The sequence below is a fragment of the Protaetiibacter mangrovi genome, from assembly GCF_024752305.1.
GTDB lineage: Bacteria > Actinomycetota > Actinomycetes > Actinomycetales > Microbacteriaceae > Homoserinibacter > Homoserinibacter mangrovi.
The window spans coordinates 261,852-280,301 of record NZ_JANTHX010000003.1; the positions used below are offsets into that span (position 1 = coordinate 261,852).

An 18,450-nucleotide genomic window follows, 5' to 3' on the forward strand; every position below is an offset into this window, starting at 1 on the left:
CCGCTCATCGGAAGTCGCGGGAGCGGTGGGCGACGCCCGCGCGCAGCGGCTCGATGGCGTCGGCGAGCACGTTGACGACCCCCTCGTCCGAGCGCTCGAGGATGCCGCGCACGATCACCGCGGGCTCGTCGCGTGCGACGCGGCGGTGCCGCGCCCAGAATCCCGCCCCGCAGATCACGTTCACGAGTCCCGTCTCGTCCTCGAGGTTCATGAAGGTGATGCCGGAGGCCGTGGCCGGCCGTTGACGATGCGTCACGAGGCCGGCGACCTCGATGCGCCGCCCCGGCTCGGCCGTGCGCAGCCGCTCGGCGCTCAGCACCCCGCGGGCGTCGAGCCGCTCCCGCAGGTGCCGCACGGGGTGGTCGTCGGGCGAGATGCCGGTCGCCCACAGGTCGGCCGCGAGGGTCTCGAACGCGGTCGGATCGGTGAACAGCGGCGGCTGCACGGCGACGACCGTGCCCGCGAGGTATTCGGCGCGGTCCTCGGCGGCCGAGCCCGCCCGCCACAGCGCCTCGCGGGTGGCGAGGCCGAACGGTTCGAAGGCCCCCGCCGTCGCGAGCGCCTCGAGCTGCGCCGTCGTGAGCCCGACCCGGCGCACCAGATCCTCCATGTCGCGGAACGCGCCCCGCGCGTCCCGTTCGGTCACGATGCGGGTCGCGAGGGCGGCGCCGATGCCCCGCACGCCCGCGAGACCCAGCCGCACCGCCGAGCCCCCGTCGCGACGGTGCTGCCGCGAGAGGTCGGGCGCGGCGGGGTCGAAGTCGCCCGGATGCGGTTGATGCCTTTCGCGGCATGAATCCGCGCCGGTCGCCCGGGGTGGCGCGCCGTCGACGAGCGGCTCGAGCCCCGCATCCGCTCCCGAGCGCAGGATGTCGGGACGCAGCACCCGCACGCCGTGCCGTCGCGCGTCGGCGGTGAGCGAGGCGGGGGAGTAGAACCCCATGGGCTGGGCCCGCAGGAGACCCGCGAGGAACGCCGCCGGGTAGTGCAGCTTGATCCACGAGCTCGCGTAGACGAGCAGGGCGAAGCTCAGCGAGTGGCTCTCGGCGAAGCCGAAGTTCGCGAAGGCCTGGATCTTCGCGTAGATGTCGTCGGCCGCGGCGCCCGTCAGTCCGTTCGAGGCCATCCCCTCGTAGAGCTTCCGGCGCAGCTGCTCGATGCGTTCGAGCCCGCGCTTGGAACCCATCGCACGGCGCAGCAGGTCGGCGTCCTCGCCCGAGCACTCGCCGACGGCCATCGCCATCTGCATGAGCTGCTCCTGGAACACCGGGATGCCGAGGGTGCGCTCGAGCACCGGCTCGAGCTTCGGATGCGCGTACTCCACCGGCTCGCGACCGAGCTTGCGGCGCACGAAGGGGTGCACGGCGCCGCCCTGGATCGGCCCGGGACGCACGAGCGCGATCTGCACGACGAGGTCGTAGAACGCCCGCGGCTGCAGGCGCGGCAGCAGACCCATCTGGGCGCGCGACTCCACCTGGAACACCCCGATCGAGTCGGCCCGGCACAGCATGTCGTAGACGGCAGGCTCCTCCTTGGGGATCGTCGCGAGCTCCCACTCCTCGCCCGTCGCCTCGCGGATGAGGTCGAGGCTGTGCTGCAGCGCCGCGAGCATGCCGAGCCCCAGCAGGTCGAACTTGACGAGCCCCATCCACGCCGCGTCGTCCTTGTCCCACTGGATGACGGTGCGGCCGTCCATGCGGGCGTGCTCGATCGGCACGACCTCGCCGACGGGCCGATCGGTGAGCACCATGCCGCCCGAGTGGATGCCGAGGTGCCGCGGCGCCTTCAGCAGCTCGGAGGCCAGCTCGAGCACGGGGCGCGGGATGTCGGAGTCGGCCACGGCATCCGGCTCCAGGTTCCAGGCGTGCGCGTCGACCTGCTTCGACCAGGCGTCCTGCTGCCCGGGGCTGTAGCCGAGCGCCTTGGCCATGTCGCGCACGGCGTTCTTCGGCCGGTACTGGATGACGTTGGCGACCTGCGCGGCGTTGCGGCGCCCGTAGCGCCCGTACACCCACTGGATGACCTCCTCGCGGCGGTCGGAGTCGAAGTCGACGTCGATGTCGGGCTCCTCGTCGCGCAGGCTCGACAGGAAGCGCTCGAAGGGCAGCCGGTAGGCGATCGCGTCGACCGCGGTGATGCCGAGCAGGTAGCAGACCGCCGAGTTGGCGGCCGAGCCGCGCCCCTGGCACAGGATGCCGCGCGACCGGGCGAAGGCGACGATGTCGTGCACGATGAGGAAGTAGCCGGGGAAGTCCTTCTGCTCGATGACCGCGAGCTCGGCCTCGATGCGGGCGCGCCCCGCCTCGTCGAGCTCGGGGTAGCGGGCGGGCACCCCCGCCCAGACGAGCTCCCGCAGATAGGACATGGGCGTGTGCCCCGGCGGCACCTCCTGCTTCGGCAGGGCGGGCTTCGCGCGCCGCAGCGGGAAGGCGAGCTCGGCGGCGAGCTCGAGCCCGTGCTCGATCGCGCCGGGGTAGCGCGCGAAGCGCTCGCGCATCTCGCGCCCGGACCGCAGATGCGCGCCGCCCGTCGCCGGCAGCCAGCCGTCGAGCTCGTCGAGGCTGCGGCGGGCGCGCACCGCCGCGACGGCGGCGGCGAGGTGCCGGTCGCGGGGCGCGGCGTAGTGCACGTTGCCGCTCGCCAGCACCGGCAGCCGGCGCGCGGATGACAGCTCGGCGAGCACGTCGTTGCGGTCGGTGTCGAGGGGGTCGCCGTGGTCGATGAGCTCGACGTGCACGGCGTCCCGCCCGAACCGCGCGACGAGCTCGTCGAGGGCCCGGCCCGCCGCATCCGCACCGCCCCTCTCGAGAGCCCGGCGCACGCCGCCCTTGCGGCAGCCGGTGAGCACCGCCCAGTTCCCCGCGCCCGCCGCCGCGAGCTCGTCGAGGTCGTAGACCGGGCGCCCCTTCTCGCCGCCGCGCAGGTTCGCCTCGGTGAGCGCCTGGGCGAGCCGGTGGTAGCCCTCGGTGCCCCGGGCGAGCACCACGAGATGCTCGCCCTCCGGGTCGGGTTCGCCGTTCTGCGGGCCGGGCAGCCCGAGCGAGAGCTCGGCCCCGAACACCGTCGCCACCTGCGAGGTCTCGGCGGCCTCGGCGAAGCGCACGAGCCCGGCGAAGGTGTCGTGGTCGACGAGCGCGAGGGCGCTGAGCCCGAGCCGCTCCGCCTCCTCGAGCAGCTGCTCGGGGGAGGAGGCGCCGTCGAGGAAGCTGAAGCTCGAGTGGGCGTGCAGCTCGGCGTAGGGCAGCGCCTCCGGATCGCGCACGACGCCCGGTGGGGGCAGGTACGGCCCGCGCTTGCGCGAGAACGCCGGCCCGTCGCCGCCGTCGCGGGTGTCGTCCTGCGCGGGGCGGCGCCCCGAGAGGGTGCGCTCGAACTCGCCCCAGGGAACGGGCGGGTTGCTCCAGCCCATCAGTCGTACCGCCCCTCGGCCCACCAGCCCTCGCCGTCGAGCACGAGCAGCCACGCGCATCCGCTCGCGTCGACGGCCTGCACGCGATGCGCGGCGCGCGCGGTCGCCGGGTCCCACCAGCGCTCCTCGAGGGGCCACGGACCCGCCCAGGCGGTGAGATCGCGGCGTGTACCGCCCTGCGACACGATGACGGCCGGCGCGGCGCTGACCCGGCCCCGGTCGTCGATCGTGACGGGGCGACCCCGCGCATCCTCGACGCGCAGCGGTCGCGGCATCTCGTAGACGGTCGTGGGCGGCGGGTCGGGCAGCGCCCCCGGCCACGGGTGGGCGCGCTGCCGGGCGACGACGGCGCGGTCGCCCCACGGCACGAGCGTCTGCCGGTCGGCCGGCCGCCGGCCGCCGGCGAGCTGCGGGGTGAGCACCCCGCGGTGCCCCACCATGCCCTGCACACGCGAGAGCACCGAGTGCACGCGCTCGTCGGGCCCGGTGCCCCACAGTCCCGCCTCGTGGGTGGACACCGGGTCGACGGCCTCGGGACTCACCCGCACCCGGACGACGGGGGAGCGCAGCGTCTCGACCGCCTGCAGCTGCCAGCGCACCCGGTCGACCACCTCGGCCGCGGTGAACGACCGCGGATGCAGCCACACCCGCTCGTCGTGCTCGCCTCCCTCGGCCGTGAACTCGACGCGCAGCGCCGTGCAGACGAGCCGCTCGCCGAGCAGGGCGCGCACGAAGTCGTCGCAGGCCGCCCGCACCCCGAAGGCCACCTCGTCGACGCGGGTGAGGCCCGGCTCGAAGTCGACGACGGCGTCGATGTCGCGCGGCGGGATGCGCGGGGTCGCCGGCCGCGCATCGCTGCCGCGTGCGAGGGCGTGCAGCCGCGCGCCGAGCGGACCGAACCGGGCCGCGACATCCGTCTCGGAAAGCGCCGTGAACGCCCCGAGGGTGCGGATGCCGAGCCGCGGCAGCAGCGAGGCGAGCTCGGGGTCGCCGAGGGCGGAGACCGGCAGCGGCGCGAGGAAGGCCGGCGTGCCGCCGGCGGGCACGATCCGCGCGGCATCCGCTCGACCGCCGGGTGCCGGACCCGCGGCCGGGGCGCGGGCGGCGAGCTCGGCTGCGAACAGGCCGTCGGCGATGCCGACGCGCGCCCCCTCCGCCCCCGCGGCCGCGACGATGCCCGTCACCGTGCGGGCGGCGGCGGTCTCGCCCCCGTAGTAGCGGGCCGGGCCGCGGGCGCGGATCGCCGCGGTGCCGGGGCTCAGCGGATGCCAGCCCGGCAGCGCCTGCTCGAGGGCGGCGAGCACGGGCTCGAAGGAGCGCGCCGCGATCGCGGGCTGCTCGCGCTCGACGCGCAGCCCGGGACAGCGCCCCTGTGCCTCGCGCTGCCGCATGCCGAGACGCACCCCCTGCGCCCGGGCGGAGGAGCTGCAGGCCACCACGACGCCCGCGGCGATGAGCGCCATCGGCGCCCCCTCCGCGCGGTGCTCGCGCGCCTGCGCCCGCACGGCCCAATCGGGCACGTGCAGCACGAGCAGACGGGGGATGGAACCCATGCTCCATTGTCGAACATGTGTTCGAACGAGTCAACTCGCGTTCAGACGAGCTCGACCTCGGCCGTGATCACCTCACCGGGCTCGACACCCTCCGCCCGGCGCACGCGCGCGCCCACCACGAGACTGTAGACGCCCGACGCCGAGGGGAAGATCGAGGTCGACCAGCTCGTCCCGCCCACCCGGGCCACGACCTTGACGGCACCGAAGCCGGCGCGGGGGAGCGCGTCGGCCCACTCGTGGATCTCGGCGGACGCCTCGGGCGGCAGGTCGACGAAGTACCAGTCGTCGCGCAGCCGCGCCTCCCAGCGCCGCAGCTCGGATTCGAAGCGGTACCGCATGGCGTCAGCCTACGGTCGCCATCCGCGGCCGCGCCCGCCCATCCGGCTCGCGCTCGTCGAGCACACGCGCGACGACGGGGGAGACAGCCCCCGAGGCGTCGGGCAGCCAGAGGCGCCGGGAACGCGTGCGCCCCTGCCAGGCGGGCGACCGGGATGCCACCGTCACCTGTCGGGCGCGGAGATGCCCGAACCCTGCGCCCGCACCCGCCCAATCGCTCTCGGCGATCGCGAGCCGCGCCTCGGCGCGCGGCCACTCGCGCATCGCCACGAGCACCGCCTCCCGGCGCCGCAGGCGCGCCGCGAGCCGTGCCGCGGGCGACTCGCCCACCCGGGCGGGGGCGGGCGGCTGCACGAGCACGACCGCCACCGCGTCGACGAGCGCCGACACCACCGCGAACCACTGCTCTCCCGGATGCGGCACGAGCACGAGTCGCTCGAGGTCGAGCCCGGCGGCGGCCGCCGCCTCGATGCCCAGATCCGGCATGCCCACGACCGCGCACCACGACCCCGCCCTGCTCGGCTCCCGCAGCAGCTCGAGCGCGAGCGCGGTGGAGCCGTCGACGACGTAGCTCGCCCCCGCCGCGAGCGCGCCCCCGGGGAGCAGTTCGGCGAGCGCCGCCGAGGTCGGCAGGGTGCGGTCGGCGAGCCGGGTGCGCTGCATGCCGTGGATGCGTTCCTGCAGCGCACGGATCTCGTCGGCGCGCGCCATCTCGAACATGTGTTCGATGATACGCTCCCCGACCGACGCCGGCCGAGCCCGCGACGCGGGATCAGCTGAGCTCGATCGTCGCCACCCAGCTGAACACCACGAAGGCGACCACGTTCACCACGACCGTCACCCAGAACACGATCTGGAAGCTCATCTTGACCGTCTTGTGCCGCAGCACCTGCTGCGCCACGATCGCGCCCGGCCAGCCGCAGGCGAGTCCCATCGCCAGGAGCGATCCCTCGCTCAGCCGCCACCCCGACGAGGACGCCGCCCGCTTGTCGAGGGCGTAGGCCACGAACGTCGCGAACGACATCCCGACGTAGAGGATCCACACCCAGTAGGGGATCGGCCGGATGAGCGCCACGACGAACGCGATCCCGAAGAACCCCAGCACCGCCAGGTAGCCGAGTCGACTCGCCCGTCCGGTGGGGACGAGACGCGGGAGGGGCACCGCCGGCGCGACCGCTCGATGGCCGAGCGCGGGGGTCGTGATGGTCGCCCGGCCCGCGCGGGGCTTGCCCTCGGGCGAGAACTCGAGCTCGTAGTCGACGCCGTCACCCTGGATCGGTCGGGGCGCGCCGTCTGCGAACGCCGTGATGTGCACGAACACGTCCGGACCGCCGACGGCCGGGGTGACGAAGCCGAAGCCGCGTTCGTCGTTCCAGGCCGTCAGCACACCTGACATGCGCACGGGACCGGGTTTCATCTTGCTGGGGATGCTACGTCGCGCATCCGCGAGACGGGAGCACCGTCCGGCGTGGCGCACGACCCGTCTCCGGGGGCAGACCCATCGCCCTCCCCTCGGAGGCGGGACACCGCATCCGGCGGACGCCCCGGGAGGGGCGTAGCGTCGCGCCCATGCGATTCGGACTCCACTTCATGGACTTCACCCTGCCCGGCGCGCCCGCGAGCATCGCCGCCACGATCGCCCGCACCGCCCGGGCGACCGAGGATGCGGGAGGCTCGTGGTTCACCGCGATGGACCACTACTTCCAGATGGAGCGGTTCCGCACCGCCCACGACGAGATGCTCGAGGGCTACACCGTGCTCGGCTTCGCGGCCGCCCACACCTCGCGGGTGAGGCTCGGAACGCTCGTCACCGGCGTCACCTACCGGCATCCGGGGTTGCTCGCGAAGATCGCGACGACCCTCGACGTGCTCTCCGAGGGGCGCGCGATCCTCGGGGTGGGTGCCGCCTGGTACGAACGCGAGCACCAGGCGCTCGGGGTGCCCTATCCGCCGCTCGCCGAGCGGTTCGAGCGCCTCGAGGAGACCCTGCGCATCGCCCTGCAGATGTGGGATCCCGCGGAGGTGGGACCGTTCGACGGTGCGCACTACCACCTGGCCGAGACCATCTGCGTGCCGGCGCCCCTGTCGAGCCCGCACCCCCCGATCATGATCGGCGGCAACGGCGAGCAGAAGACGCTGCGGATGGTGGCCCAGTACGCCGACATCGCCAACTTCACCGTCAACGACCCCGACGAGGTGGCGCACAAGCTCGAGGTGCTGCGCGCGCACTGCGACCGCCTGGGACGCGACTACGCGGCGATCGAGAAGACCGTGCAGGGCGGCCAGCTCGACCCGCTCGGCGATCCGGACGGCTTCCTGCGCCGCATGGAGCAGCTCGCCGCCCTCGGCGTCGAGCACGTGCAGCTGCGCAACGTCGCTCCCGATCCCGCCGGCTTCATCGCCGAGTTCGGCGAGAGGGTGGCACCCCGCCTCGCCGAGCTGCAGCCCGCGGGTCGCTGACGGGCGGCGGCACCCGACTGGGGGCGAGAGCATCGCGTCCGTCCTCGCCATGATGATCCCGGGAGGGTCTGTGGCCGACGGTGACAAGGAGATGAATCTCCGCTTTGCGGGAAACTGCGCCGAGTGCGCGATGGAGATCCCCCGGGGGACACGTGCGATCTACAACCAGAACGCCCGGAACGTCCGACACCTCGTGTGCGCTCAGCCGGTCGAAGCCATCGACCGGGGAACGGCTGGAGCGTCTGCTCGGCGGGAGTACGAACGTCGCGAAGCCAGAGACACCGCTCGGCACGAGGCCCGAGTGGCCCAGTCGAAGGCGAATGTCCAGGCCGTCTTCGGCACGGGGTTCGTCGGGCGCGTCGCGACCTTCCTCGCTGTCGATGACGGTCCCGCGCGTCCGCGTCAATCGACCCGCGCGTGGGAGACGGGAGCCGTCGGCGAGGAACGGGTTGCGGAGCGACTCGACGCGCTCGGCGAGGTCGGCGTCATCGCTCTGCATGATCGTCGCATCCCAGGCACCAAGGCGAACATCGACCATCTCGTCGTCACGCCCTGGGGAGTGTGGGTGGTCGACGCCAAGCGATATCGAGGCAAGGTGGACTTCGACGTCGTCGACAGTCTCTTCGGGTTCGGGGGGCGCAAGCGACTTCTCGTGAATCGGCGCGACAAGACCTCGCTGGTCGATGGCGTCGAGCGGCAGGTCGCGAAGGTCAAGGAAGCGCTCGGGGCCGGGATCGACGTGAACGGTTGTCTGTGCTTCGTCGATGCCGAGTGGCCCCTGCTGCTGGCCGACTTCTCGGTGCGGGATGTCTACGTCTGCTGGCCCAAGAAACTCGCGCGCACGCTGCTCAAGCGCCAGGAGCCGCTCCTGGATCCCGAGCCGATCGCCCGCATGCTGGCGTCAGCGTTCCCCGCAGCCTGACGAGCCGATCGTTCCGGAACGCGACGAAGGCCCCGGACCGTGTCGATCCGGGGCCTTGCGACTCGTGCGCGAGGGGGGACTTGAACCCCCACGCCCTATACGGGCACTAGCACCTCAAGCTAGCGCGTCTGCCAATTCCGCCACCCGCGCGAGTCCGATCCTCACCAGGAGGACCGAAGAAAGACCTTAGCACGCCCGACACGGGCCCCGTGACACCCGCACGACCTCCATGATGGGAGGCATGAGCTACAGCGCGGCACCCGACGAACCGTCGCCCGCCCGCGCGGTCCGCGGCCATCTCGTCACGGTCGTCGACGACCCCGACACGGCGGGGGAGGGCGCGCTCGTCGAGCATCCGGACGGCGTCATCCTCATCGAGCACGGGCGGATCTCGGCGGTCGGCGACCACGGCGCCCTCGCCGACCGCATCCCGCCCGGCACGCCGGTCGACGACCACCGCGGGCGCATCGTGTCGGCGGGATTCGTCGACACCCACACGCACTACCCGCAGACGGGCATCGTCGGAGCGCACGGCACGCAGCTGATCGACTGGCTCGACACCTACGCGTTCCCCGCCGAACTCGCCTTCACCGACGCCGAGCACGCCGCCGCCGTCGCGCGGGTGTTCTTCGACACGATCCTGCGCGCCGGCACGACGACCGCCCTCAGCTTCGGAACGAGCTCGGCGAGCTCCGTCGACGCGTTCTTCGCCGAGTCGCTGCGCCGCGGAACGCGGATGATCGCGGGCAAGGTGCTGATGGACCGCCACGCGCCGGCGGGGCTGCTCGACACGGCCGAGAGCGGGGCGGCCGACACCGAGGCGCTCATCGCGCGCTGGCACGGCGTCGGGCGTAACGGATACGCCGTCACCCCCCGTTTCGCCCCGACGAGCACCCCGGCGCAGCTCGCGGTTGCGGGGGAGCTGCTCGCCCGGCATCCGGGGGTGCTGCTGCACACCCACCTCTCCGAGAACCTCGCCGAGATCGCGTGGGTCCGCGAGCTGTTCCCCGACTCCGACGGCTACCTCGACGTGTACGACCGCGCGGGCCTCGTCGGCGACCGCTCGGTCTTCGCGCACGGCGTGCATCTGACGGATGCGGAGCTCGCCCGGATGTCGCACGCCGGCGCCGCGATCGCCCACTGCCCGACCTCGAACCTGTTCCTCGGCAGCGGACTGTTCTCGCTGCGGCGCGCCGCGGATGCGGGGGTGCGGGTCGCGCTCGGCACCGACATCGGCGGCGGCACCAGCTTCTCGATGCTGCGCACCATGGGCGCCGCCTACGAGATCGCACAGCTCGACGGCGTCTCGCTCGACGCCCCGCGGCTGCTCTACCTCGCCACCCTCGGCGGAGGGCGCGCCCTGGGGCTCGGCGACCGCATCGGCTCGCTCGAGGTCGGCAAGGAGGCCGACCTCGCCGTGCTCGACCCCGAGGCCACCGAGCTGCTCGCGTACCGCAGCGCGCGAACCTCCTCGCTCGAGGAGCTGCTGTTCGTGCTCGGCACCCTCGCCGACGACCGGGCGACGGCCGCCACCTACGTCGCGGGGCATCCCGCGTACCTGCGCGACTGACCGCCGCCGCAGCCGGGTAGCGTGGGGTCATGGACGGCCCACTCGAGGACACCGCCCGGATCGCACGCGACCTCATCCGCTTCGACACCACGAACTGGGGCGGCGGCCGCGCGAACGGCGAGACGGAGGCGGCCGAGTACGTCGAGGCCGAACTCCTCTCGCTCGGGCTCGGGCCACGGCTCTACGACGCGGCCCCGCGGCGCACGAGCGTGGTCGCACGCGTCGAGGGGGCGGATCCGACGCGCCCCGCCCTCGTCGTGCACGGGCACCTCGACGTGGTGCCGGCCGACCCCGCGAACTGGAGCGTCGACCCGTTCGCGGGCGAGATCCGCGACGGGCTGCTGTGGGGCCGGGGTGCCGTCGACATGAAGGACATGGACGCCATGATCCTGACGAGCCTCGGCGACATCCTGCGTTCGGGCAGGCGGCCCGCCCGCGATCTCGTGGTGGTGTTCTTCAGCGACGAGGAGAACGGCGGCGTCTTCGGCTCCCACCACCTCGTCACCCACCATCCGGAGGTCTTCGCCGGCGCCACCGAGGCGATCAGCGAGGTGGGCGGCTACTCGGTCGACCTGGCGGGGCGTCGCGCCTACCTGCTGCAGACGGGGGAGAAGGCGCTCGTCTGGGTGCGCCTCGTCGCGCGCGGCGTCGCCGCCCACGGCTCGCGCGTCATCCGCGACAACGCCATCACGAAGCTGTCGGAGGCGATCGCCCGCATCGGCCGCCACGAGTGGCCCGTGCAGCTGGGGGCCACGACGAGCGCCATGCTCGACGGCGTGCGACGGCTGCTCGACGCCGCACCGGACGAGGATCCGGTGGCCCTCATCGAGCGCACCGGTGTCGCCGCCGGCTTCCTGCGGTCGACCGTGCGCACCACCTCGAACCCGACCGTGCTCGAGGCGGGCTACAAGCACAACGTGATCCCCGACCGGGCTGAGGCGCTCGTCGACGTGCGCCCGTTCGCGGGGCAGGAGGAGGCGGTGCTCGCCGAACTGCGGGAGCTCGCGGGGCCCGAGGTCGAGGTCGAGATCGTGCACCACGACGTGGGGCTCGAGAACCCGTTCGAGGGCGCTCTCGTCGAGAAGATGGTCGGCGCGCTGCGCCGGCACGACCCCGAGGCGGAGGTGCTGCCCTACCTGCTGTCGGGCGGCACAGACAACAAGGCGCTCAGCGAGCTCGGCATCACCGGCTACGGCTTCGCACCGCTGCGCCTCGGCCCGGGGCTCGACTTCCCCGCGATGTTCCACGGCGTCGACGAGCGGGTGCCGCTCGACGCGCTCGCCTTCGGACGCGCCGTGCTGACCGACCTGCTGCTCGAGGCCTGAGAGTTCTCTCATACCGACGGTGGACGGCATCCGGGCGTCCGACTGACAGAATCAGCCGGTGGACTTCCTCCAGGCGATCATCCTCGGCATCCTCCAGGGCCTCACCGAGTTCCTGCCGATCTCGTCGAGCGCGCACCTGCGCATCTTCGGCGACGTGGCCGGCTGGGGCGACCCGGGCGCGACCTTCACCGCCATCACCCAGCTCGGCACCGAGACCGCCGTGCTCATCTACTTCTGGAAGGACATCACCCGGATCATCGGCAAGTGGTTCCGCTCCTTCGGCGGCGGGGGCGGCAAGCGCTCGACCGGCGTGCAGAAGGGCGACCCGGATGTGCGTCTCGGCTGGCTGATCATCATCGGCACGATCCCGATCGTGATCGTCGGGTTCCTGCTCCAGGACTCGATCCGCACCGCCTTCCGTTCGCTCTGGATCGTGGCGATCGTGCTCATCGTCTTCGGCCTGCTGCTCGGCCTCGCCGACCGGCTCGGGCGCCGCACCAAGCCGATCGAGTCCCTCGGCTACCGGGACGGCATCCTGATCGGCTTCGCCCAGATGCTCGCCCTGATCCCGGGTGTCAGCCGCTCGGGAGCGTCGACGAGCGCGGGCCTCGCCCTCGGCTACACGCGTCCCGCGGCGGCGCGGTTCTCGTTCCTGCTCGCGGTGCCGGCCGTGTTCGGCTCGGGCCTGTACGAGACCTACACCGCCCTCACCTGCACGCCCGGCGTCGACGAGGCGTGCGGCGAGGGCTACGGGCTCGGGCCGACGATCGCCGCGACCGTGGTCGCGTTCGCGGTCGGCCTCGCGGTGATCGCCTTCCTCATGCGCTACCTCGAGAAGGGCTCGTTCCTGCCGTTCGTGATCTACCGCGTGCTGCTCGGCGGAACCCTCATCGCCCTGCTCTCGGCGGGCGTCCTGCAGCCGTAGGGTCCGCCGTCTACGGCGCGGGAGGCTGGTCGCCGTCGCGCTTGCGCAGGTAGCGCTCGAACTCCTCGGCGATCGCGTCGCCGGAGGCCTCGGGGGAGTCCACCGTGTCGCGGGCCTGCTCGAGCTGCTCGATGTAGGCCGTCATGTCGTCGTCGTCGCTCGCGAGCTCGTCGATGCCGCGCTCCCAGGCCTCCGCGTCCTCCGCGAGCGAGCCCCGGTCGATCGTGACGTCGACGAATTCCTCGAGCCGCTCGATGAGCGCGAGCGTCGCCTTCGGGGAGGGCGCGTTGTGCACGTAGTGCGGCACCGACGCCCAGATCGACACGGTGGGGATTCCGGCGTTCTCGGCGGCATCCGCGAGCACGGAGACGATGCCCACCGGTCCCTCGTAGCTCGATCGCTCGAGGTCGAAGCGCTCGCGCACCGAGGAGTTCTCGCTCGACGCGAACACCGCGATGGGCCGCGTGTGCGGCACGTCCGCGAGCATCGCGCCGAGGAACACGATCCGCTCGATGCCCGCGACCGAGATCGCGTCGAGCACCTCCTCGGCGAAGGTCTTCCAGCCGCGGGACGGCTCGGTTCCGAGCAGCACGTGCACGCCGGCGCCGCCGTCGATCGGGCCGGACAGCACGACGTTCGGCCAGGCGATCACGCGATCGCCCTTGTCGTCGAACGTGGTCACGGGGCGGTTGAACTGGTAATCGAAGTAGTCCTCGGGCTCGACCTCGACGAGCGACGACAGTCCCAGCTGGTCGCGCAGGGCGCGCACGGCGGTGGACGCCGCCTCACCCGCGTCGTTCCAGCCCTCGAAGGCCACGACGAGCGTCGAGCCGTCCTGCCCCCAGTCGTCCGCTGCCTGCACCGCTCCGCCTCTCCGCCCCGGCTCGGGCGTCCGTCTCAGGATAGGCCCGCGCCCGTAGACTTGCCGGTCGTGAGCACTCCCGCCCCCGCATCCGCTCCCGCCGCCGTCCTGTGGGACATGGACGGCACCCTCGTCGACACGGAGCCCTACTGGATGGTGGCCGAGCACGAGCTCGTCGCCGAGTGGGGCGGCACCTGGACCCACGAGGACGGGTTGCAGCTGGTGGGCCAGGGCCTGTGGAGCTCGGCGCTCGTCTTCCAGTCGCGCGGGGTGGGCCTCGAGCCGCAGCAGATCATCGACCAGCTCACCGACCGGGTGCTCACCCAGATCGCCGTGCACGTGCCGTGGCGGCCGGGCGCGCGCGAACTGCTCGCCGAGGTGCGCGACGCGGGCATCCCCACCGCGCTCGTCACGATGTCGATCCGCCGGATGGCCGACCGGATCGCCGCGGCGCTCGAGCACGAGCTCGGGGGAGCGGCCTTCGAGGTCGTCGTCGCGGGCGACGAGGTCGAGCACCCGAAGCCCTACCCGGATGCCTACCTGCGCGCCGCGGAGCTGCTCGCGGTCCCGATCCGGGACTGCGTCGCCATCGAGGACTCCGAGCCGGGCGTCGCCGCCGCGGTCGCTTCCGGCGCGACCACCTTCGCGGTGCCCTTCCACGTGCCGCTGCCGGCGAGCCCCGCCTACACGCTGCTCGCCGACGGCCTCGCCGACGTGCACCTCCCGCAGCTCGTCGCGGCCCACGCGCGCAGCGCGGCGGAGGCCGTCCGATGAGCGCCTTCTCGGCGGGCGACCGCGTGCAGCTGACGGGTCCGAAGAACCGGCTGCACACCATCACGCTCGAGCCGGGCAAGGTCTTCCACACCCACCGCGGGATGCTCGCCCACGACGCGATCATCGGCCTGCCCGACGGATCGGTCGTCGAGGCCTCCAACGGCGACGCCTACCTGGCTCTTCGCCCCCTGCTCTCCGACTTCGTGATGTCGATGCCGCGCGGCGCCGCGATCGTGTACCCGAAGGACGCCGCGCAGATCCTCGCCGTCGCCGACATCTTCCCGGGGGCGACCGTCGTGGAGGCGGGCGTCGGGTCCGGCGCGCTCTCGCTCTGGCTGCTGCGGGCCATCGGCGCCGAGGGCCGACTGCTCTCGTTCGAACGCCGCGAGGAGTTCGCCGAGGTTGCGCGGGCGAACGTCACCGCGTTCGAGGGCCGGGTGCCCGAGAACTGGTCGATCGGGATCGGCGACCTCGCCGAGGAGCTCCCCGGCGCCACGGAGCCCGGCACCGTCGACCGCGTCGTGCTCGACATGCTCGCCCCCTGGGAGTGCCTCGACGTCGTGTCCGACGCCCTCGCGCCCGGGGGAGTGCTGATCTGCTACGTCGCGACCGCCACCCAGCTCTCGCGGGTCGCCGAGGCGATCCGCGACACCGGGTCCTACACCGAGCCGAGCTCGACCGAGACCCTCGTGCGCGGCTGGCACGTCGAGGGGCTCGCGGTGCGCCCCGACCATCGGATGGTCGCGCACACAGCGTTCCTGATCGCGGCGCGGCGGCTCGCCCCGGGCGCCGTGCTGCCGAAACCCGCGCGGCGTGCGTCGAAGAGCGACTACGGCGACGAGGACGTCGAGCTCTGGACCCCCGGGGCGCTCGGGGTGCGCGACAAGACCGACAAGCGCATCCGCCGGGTGGTCCGCGACGCGCAGCAGCTCGCCGATCGCGCCACCCGTGCCGCCGACGCCACGCCGTCCGGACCGGCGGCGACGGAACAGTAGACTCGAACCCGCTTCGTGCATCCCCACCGCCTCCCGTCAGGAAAGTAGGCATCGTGCGCCGTTCCTCCGCGCTGCTCAGCTCCGTCGCCGTCGTGGCCGTGCTCTCCGCCACGCTCGCGGGATGCGCCGCATCGCCCGACGACGTCAGCGCGTGCACGCCGCTGGTCGCCGATGGTGACACCGCGGCGATCGTGACGGCCAGCGGCGAGGTGGGGAGCGCCCCGACCGTGGAGGTCCCCGCGCCTCTGGTGGTGACGGCCCCCGAGCGCACGGTGCTGGAGGACGGCACGGGCCTCGTCGCCCGGGCCGGTTCGATCGTCGACTTCGATGCGGCCATCTACGACGGCGCCACGGGCTCCGAGGTGCTGGCCACCAAGTTCGACGGCTCGCAGGGCCCGCGGTTCCGCGCCGGGCTGAAGACCGCCGACACGCAGGAGACGGTGCCGTCGCTCGCGGCGTCGCTCGTGTGCGCGCAGGCCGGGCAGCGCACCGTGCTGGTCACCACCGCGGGCGACGCCGGCATCGACTTCTCGAGCGTCGGCATCACCGACGAGAAGCACACGGTCGTGCTCGTGATCGACGTGCAGCGCGTGTACCCGGGCAAGTCCGACGGCGTGAACCAGCTGCCGCAGGACGGCATGCCCGTCGTCGTGACGGCCCCCGACGGCACCGTCGGCGTGACCGTCCCCTCCGGGATCGACGTTCCGAGCGAGGACCGCACCGAGACCGTGAAGCTCGGCTCCGGCCCGAAGCTCGCGGAGGGCGACGCGGCAGTGCTGCAGGTCGCCAACTGGACCTGGCCCTCCGACGGCGAGGTCACGCTCAAGTCCTCGACCTGGGAGGTCGGCAAGACCCCGCAGACGATCACCCTCACGAAGGAGGGCGACACCGAACAGGGCCTGCCCGCGACCTTCTTCGAGGCGCTCGAGGGCACCCCGGTCGGATCGCAGGTGCTGATCGTGATCGCCCCCACCGCCGACTCGTCGACGGGCGACGCCACGATCTACGTGATCGACGTGCTCGGCATCCAGTCCTCCGCAGACGACACGAAGTAGGCCCCCACGAGCGCGAACCCCGCCCCCGCGCCGGTTCCCGTCGAGGATCGGCTCTTCAGCCTCGTCCTGGCGCTGCTGGCGACCGAGTCCGGGCTCACCAAGGCCGAGATCCTCTCGAGCGTCCGCGGGTACGCGCAGCGTTACGCGCCGGGCGGCGACAACGCCAACCTGGAGCGCCAGTTCGAACGCGACAAGGACGACATCCGCGAGCTCGGCGTGCCGCTCGAGACGATCGAGCCGCTCGGCGAGCCGGGCGACAACCACAATCTGCGCTACCGCATCCCGAAGGGCGCCTACGACCTTCCCGAGGACGTGCGGTTCTCGTCCGAGGAGGTCGCGCTGCTCGGCCTCGCCGCGATGGCCTGGCGGGAGGGGTCGCTCTCGGCGGAGTCCCGCCGCGCCCTCGTCAAGCTGCGCGCGCTCGGCATCTCGGCGGACGAGCCGGTGCTCGGGTACGCGCCGCGGCTGCGGCTGCGCGACTCGGCGTTCGAACCGCTCACCCAGGCCATCGACCGCCGCCAGCTCGTGCGCTTCGACTACTTGAAGCCGGGGGAGGCCCGCGCCCGCGAGCGCCAGGTCATCCCGCTCGCGCTCGTGCAGTACGACGGCCGCTGGCATCTGTCGGCCGAGGAGGTCGCGACCGGCGAGATCAAGACCTTCCTGCTGCGGCGCATCGTCGGCAAGGTGACATCGGGACGACCGGCACCGGACCGCGCCGGCGATCACACGGCGCGCGCCCTCGCCGGCCTCGAGGCGGTCTGGGAACGCGGTGTCGCCGAGCTCGAGGTGCGCGCCGGCTCGGATGCCGCGCTGCGTCTCGCGCACCGGCGGGGTACCGAGGAGGTCGCCCCCGGCATCCTGCGCGTGCACCACGTGGACCTCGCGATCCTGGCCGACGAGCTCGCCGGCTTCGGGCCCGAGGTGCTCGTCGTCTCGCCGCCCGAGCTCCGGGACGCGGTGCGCGAACGGCTCGAGAGGACGGTGGCCGACCATGCCTGACAAGCGCCACCGCGCACCCGCGCGTTCCGTGCCGCCGCCGCAGGCGCGCGACAAGCTCGCCTTCCTGCTCGCCCTCGTGCCGTGGCTGCTCGAGCACGACCGGGTGAGCGTCGCGGAGGCGGCGGCCTACTTCGGGGTGTCCGAGGAGGAGATCCGCGCCTCGGTGTCGCTCGTCGCCATGAGCGGGGTGCCGGGGTCGACCTCCACCTACCAGCACGAGGACCTGTTCGACATCGACTGGACGGCCTTCGAGGACGACGACGAGATCGCGATCACCCAGCACGTCGCGATCGACGACGCCCCGCGTCTCTCCGCGCGCGAGGCGGCCGCGCTCATCGCGGGGCTCCAGTACCTGCAGGCTCTCCCCGAGAACGCCGACCGCACCGCCATCCGCGCCCTCGTCGAGAAGCTCTCCCGCGGCGCCTCGGCCGCTCCGAGCCAGCTCGCCGTCGCGGGCGGGCCGGAGAGCGAGGTGCTGGGCCTCGTGCGTCGCGCCGTCGCGGACGGCCGCCGGGTGCGGTTCGCCTACCTCAACTCGCGCGGCGAGCGCGAGGAGCGCGAGGTCGACCCGCTGCGCGTCGAGTCGATCGACGCCGACTGGTACCTGCGCGGCTGGTGCCACCTGCGCCAGGCGCTGCGCACCTTCCGTTTCGACCGGATGAGCGACATGGTCGTGACCGACGCGCCGATCGAGCACGACGCCTCCGAGGTGAGGCTCCCCGACACGCTCTTCGAGCCGACGTCCTCGGACCTCGAGGTGACGATCGAGGCGGCGCCGGAGGTGATCGGCCTGCTCGCCGACTACATCCCGGACGGCGCCCTCACCACGCAGGTCGGCGACCGCATCCGCACGACCCTGCGCGTCTCGCACTACCACGGGCTCAAGCGCCTCATCGCGGGGATGCCGGGCACCGTGCAGGTGGTGGCCCCCGAGCAGGCGCGCCGCGCGGTCTCCGAGTGGGCGACGGCGGGTCTCGCCCGCTACGCGTAGACTGGGTCAAACCCGTAGCCGACGCGAGGACGTGCTCATGTTCATCCACCCCCTCTTCTGGAACCAGCCCTGGGCCTGGGTGGTCATCCTGCTCGTCGTGCTCGTGCTGTTCGGAGCCACCCGCCTCCCCGCGCTGTCGAAGAGCCTCGGCCAGTCGGTGAAGATCTTCCGCAACGAGGTCAAGACGGACGAGCCGGCGGGCGAGGCGAAGTCAGAGTCCGCCGAGCCGACGACGCCGGCCGACTCGAGCTCGGCGCCCACCGACAAGTCCTAG

Annotated in this window: 17 protein-coding genes and 1 tRNA gene; 11 read left to right on the forward strand and 7 right to left on the reverse strand. The window is 73.0% G+C overall.

Annotated features, from left to right (window positions below):
* Positions 1-4 precede the first annotated feature (4 nt).
* Genes NUH29_RS01860 through NUH29_RS01880 form a run of 5 tightly spaced genes read right to left on the reverse strand, consistent with a single transcriptional unit; the run spans position 5 to position 6,715 of the window.
* Entirely contained in the window at positions 5-3,409 is a 3,405-nt protein-coding gene (locus NUH29_RS01860; RefSeq protein WP_258797185.1) for an error-prone DNA polymerase, read from the reverse strand.
* Complete coding sequence (locus NUH29_RS01865) at positions 3,409-4,962, reverse strand: DNA polymerase Y family protein (RefSeq protein WP_258797186.1); 1,554 nt, start codon at positions 4,960-4,962, stop codon at positions 3,409-3,411. Before NUH29_RS01865 ends, NUH29_RS01860 begins: the two co-directional genes overlap by 1 nt.
* Before the next feature lie 41 nt (positions 4,963-5,003).
* Positions 5,004-5,300: a DUF1905 domain-containing protein gene (locus NUH29_RS01870; RefSeq protein ID WP_258797187.1), complete on the reverse strand. Its 297-nt coding sequence runs from the start codon at positions 5,298-5,300 to the stop codon at positions 5,004-5,006.
* Positions 5,301-5,304: 4 nt separating this feature from the next.
* Positions 5,305-6,018 carry a DnaE2-dependent mutagenesis accessory factor ImuA' gene (imuA', locus tag NUH29_RS01875; RefSeq protein WP_258797188.1) on the reverse strand — a complete coding sequence of 238 codons (714 nt, stop codon included), beginning with the start codon at positions 6,016-6,018 and terminating at the stop codon, positions 5,305-5,307.
* A 52-nt stretch (positions 6,019-6,070) separates the two neighbouring features.
* The gene (locus tag NUH29_RS01880) at positions 6,071-6,715 is read right to left on the reverse strand and encodes a DUF1294 domain-containing protein (RefSeq protein ID WP_258797189.1); all 645 of its coding nucleotides are present in this window, start codon (positions 6,713-6,715) and stop codon (positions 6,071-6,073) included.
* A 152-nt stretch (positions 6,716-6,867) separates the two neighbouring features.
* Here NUH29_RS01880 and NUH29_RS01885 point away from each other — a divergent pair, with 152 nt between their 5' ends.
* Both NUH29_RS01885 and NUH29_RS01890 read left to right on the forward strand, forming a co-directional pair.
* The gene (locus tag NUH29_RS01885) at positions 6,868-7,758 is read left to right on the forward strand and encodes an LLM class F420-dependent oxidoreductase (protein WP_258797191.1); all 891 of its coding nucleotides are present in this window, start codon (positions 6,868-6,870) and stop codon (positions 7,756-7,758) included.
* Positions 7,759-7,828: 70 nt separating this feature from the next.
* Positions 7,829-8,680: a nuclease-related domain-containing protein gene (locus NUH29_RS01890; RefSeq protein WP_258797192.1), complete on the forward strand. Its 852-nt coding sequence runs from the start codon at positions 7,829-7,831 to the stop codon at positions 8,678-8,680.
* 65 nt (positions 8,681-8,745) lie between these two features.
* Here NUH29_RS01890 and NUH29_RS01895 read toward each other — a convergent pair.
* Positions 8,746-8,830 (reverse strand) — tRNA-Leu (locus tag NUH29_RS01895).
* Between the two features lie 91 nt (positions 8,831-8,921).
* Here NUH29_RS01895 and guaD point away from each other — a divergent pair.
* The 3 genes from guaD to NUH29_RS01910 are packed head-to-tail and all read left to right on the forward strand — an operon-like array spanning position 8,922 to position 12,500.
* A complete protein-coding gene (gene guaD, locus NUH29_RS01900) occupies positions 8,922-10,250 on the forward strand; it encodes a guanine deaminase (RefSeq protein WP_258797193.1) in 1,329 nt (442 codons plus the stop codon).
* A gap of 29 nt (positions 10,251-10,279) precedes the next feature.
* Complete coding sequence (locus tag NUH29_RS01905; RefSeq protein ID WP_258797194.1) at positions 10,280-11,575, forward strand: M20/M25/M40 family metallo-hydrolase; 1,296 nt, start codon at positions 10,280-10,282, stop codon at positions 11,573-11,575.
* 58 nt (positions 11,576-11,633) lie between these two features.
* Positions 11,634-12,500 carry an undecaprenyl-diphosphate phosphatase gene (locus NUH29_RS01910; RefSeq protein ID WP_258797196.1) on the forward strand — a complete coding sequence of 289 codons (867 nt, stop codon included), beginning with the start codon at positions 11,634-11,636 and terminating at the stop codon, positions 12,498-12,500.
* A gap of 10 nt (positions 12,501-12,510) precedes the next feature.
* Here NUH29_RS01910 and NUH29_RS01915 read toward each other — a convergent pair whose 3' ends face one another.
* Positions 12,511-13,362 (reverse strand): proteasome assembly chaperone family protein, encoded by an 852-nt coding sequence (locus NUH29_RS01915; RefSeq protein ID WP_258797197.1) that lies wholly within the window; start codon positions 13,360-13,362, stop codon positions 12,511-12,513.
* A gap of 117 nt (positions 13,363-13,479) precedes the next feature.
* On the opposite strand from NUH29_RS01915, the gene NUH29_RS01920 reads away from it, so the two are divergent.
* The 6 genes from NUH29_RS01920 to tatA all read left to right on the forward strand — a co-directional run bounded on the left by NUH29_RS01920 (position 13,480) and on the right by tatA (position 18,450).
* The gene (locus tag NUH29_RS01920) at positions 13,480-14,136 is read left to right on the forward strand and encodes an HAD family hydrolase (protein WP_373317427.1); all 657 of its coding nucleotides are present in this window, start codon (positions 13,480-13,482) and stop codon (positions 14,134-14,136) included.
* The gene (locus tag NUH29_RS01925) at positions 14,133-15,131 is read left to right on the forward strand and encodes a tRNA (adenine-N1)-methyltransferase (RefSeq protein WP_258797199.1); all 999 of its coding nucleotides are present in this window, start codon (positions 14,133-14,135) and stop codon (positions 15,129-15,131) included. Before NUH29_RS01920 ends, NUH29_RS01925 begins: the two co-directional genes overlap by 4 nt.
* Before the next feature lie 53 nt (positions 15,132-15,184).
* Positions 15,185-16,186 (forward strand): hypothetical protein, encoded by a 1,002-nt coding sequence (locus NUH29_RS01930; protein WP_258797200.1) that lies wholly within the window; start codon positions 15,185-15,187, stop codon positions 16,184-16,186.
* A gap of 216 nt (positions 16,187-16,402) precedes the next feature.
* Positions 16,403-17,185, forward strand: coding sequence for a helix-turn-helix transcriptional regulator (locus tag NUH29_RS01935; RefSeq protein WP_308445737.1), 783 nt, complete (start codon positions 16,403-16,405; stop codon positions 17,183-17,185).
* Positions 17,178-18,176 (forward strand): helix-turn-helix transcriptional regulator, encoded by a 999-nt coding sequence (locus NUH29_RS01940; protein WP_258797202.1) that lies wholly within the window; start codon positions 17,178-17,180, stop codon positions 18,174-18,176. The genes NUH29_RS01935 and NUH29_RS01940 overlap by 8 nt, the downstream gene beginning before the upstream one ends.
* Positions 18,177-18,213: 37 nt before the next feature.
* Positions 18,214-18,450, forward strand: coding sequence for a twin-arginine translocase TatA/TatE family subunit (gene tatA / locus NUH29_RS01945; protein WP_258797204.1), 237 nt, complete (start codon positions 18,214-18,216; stop codon positions 18,448-18,450).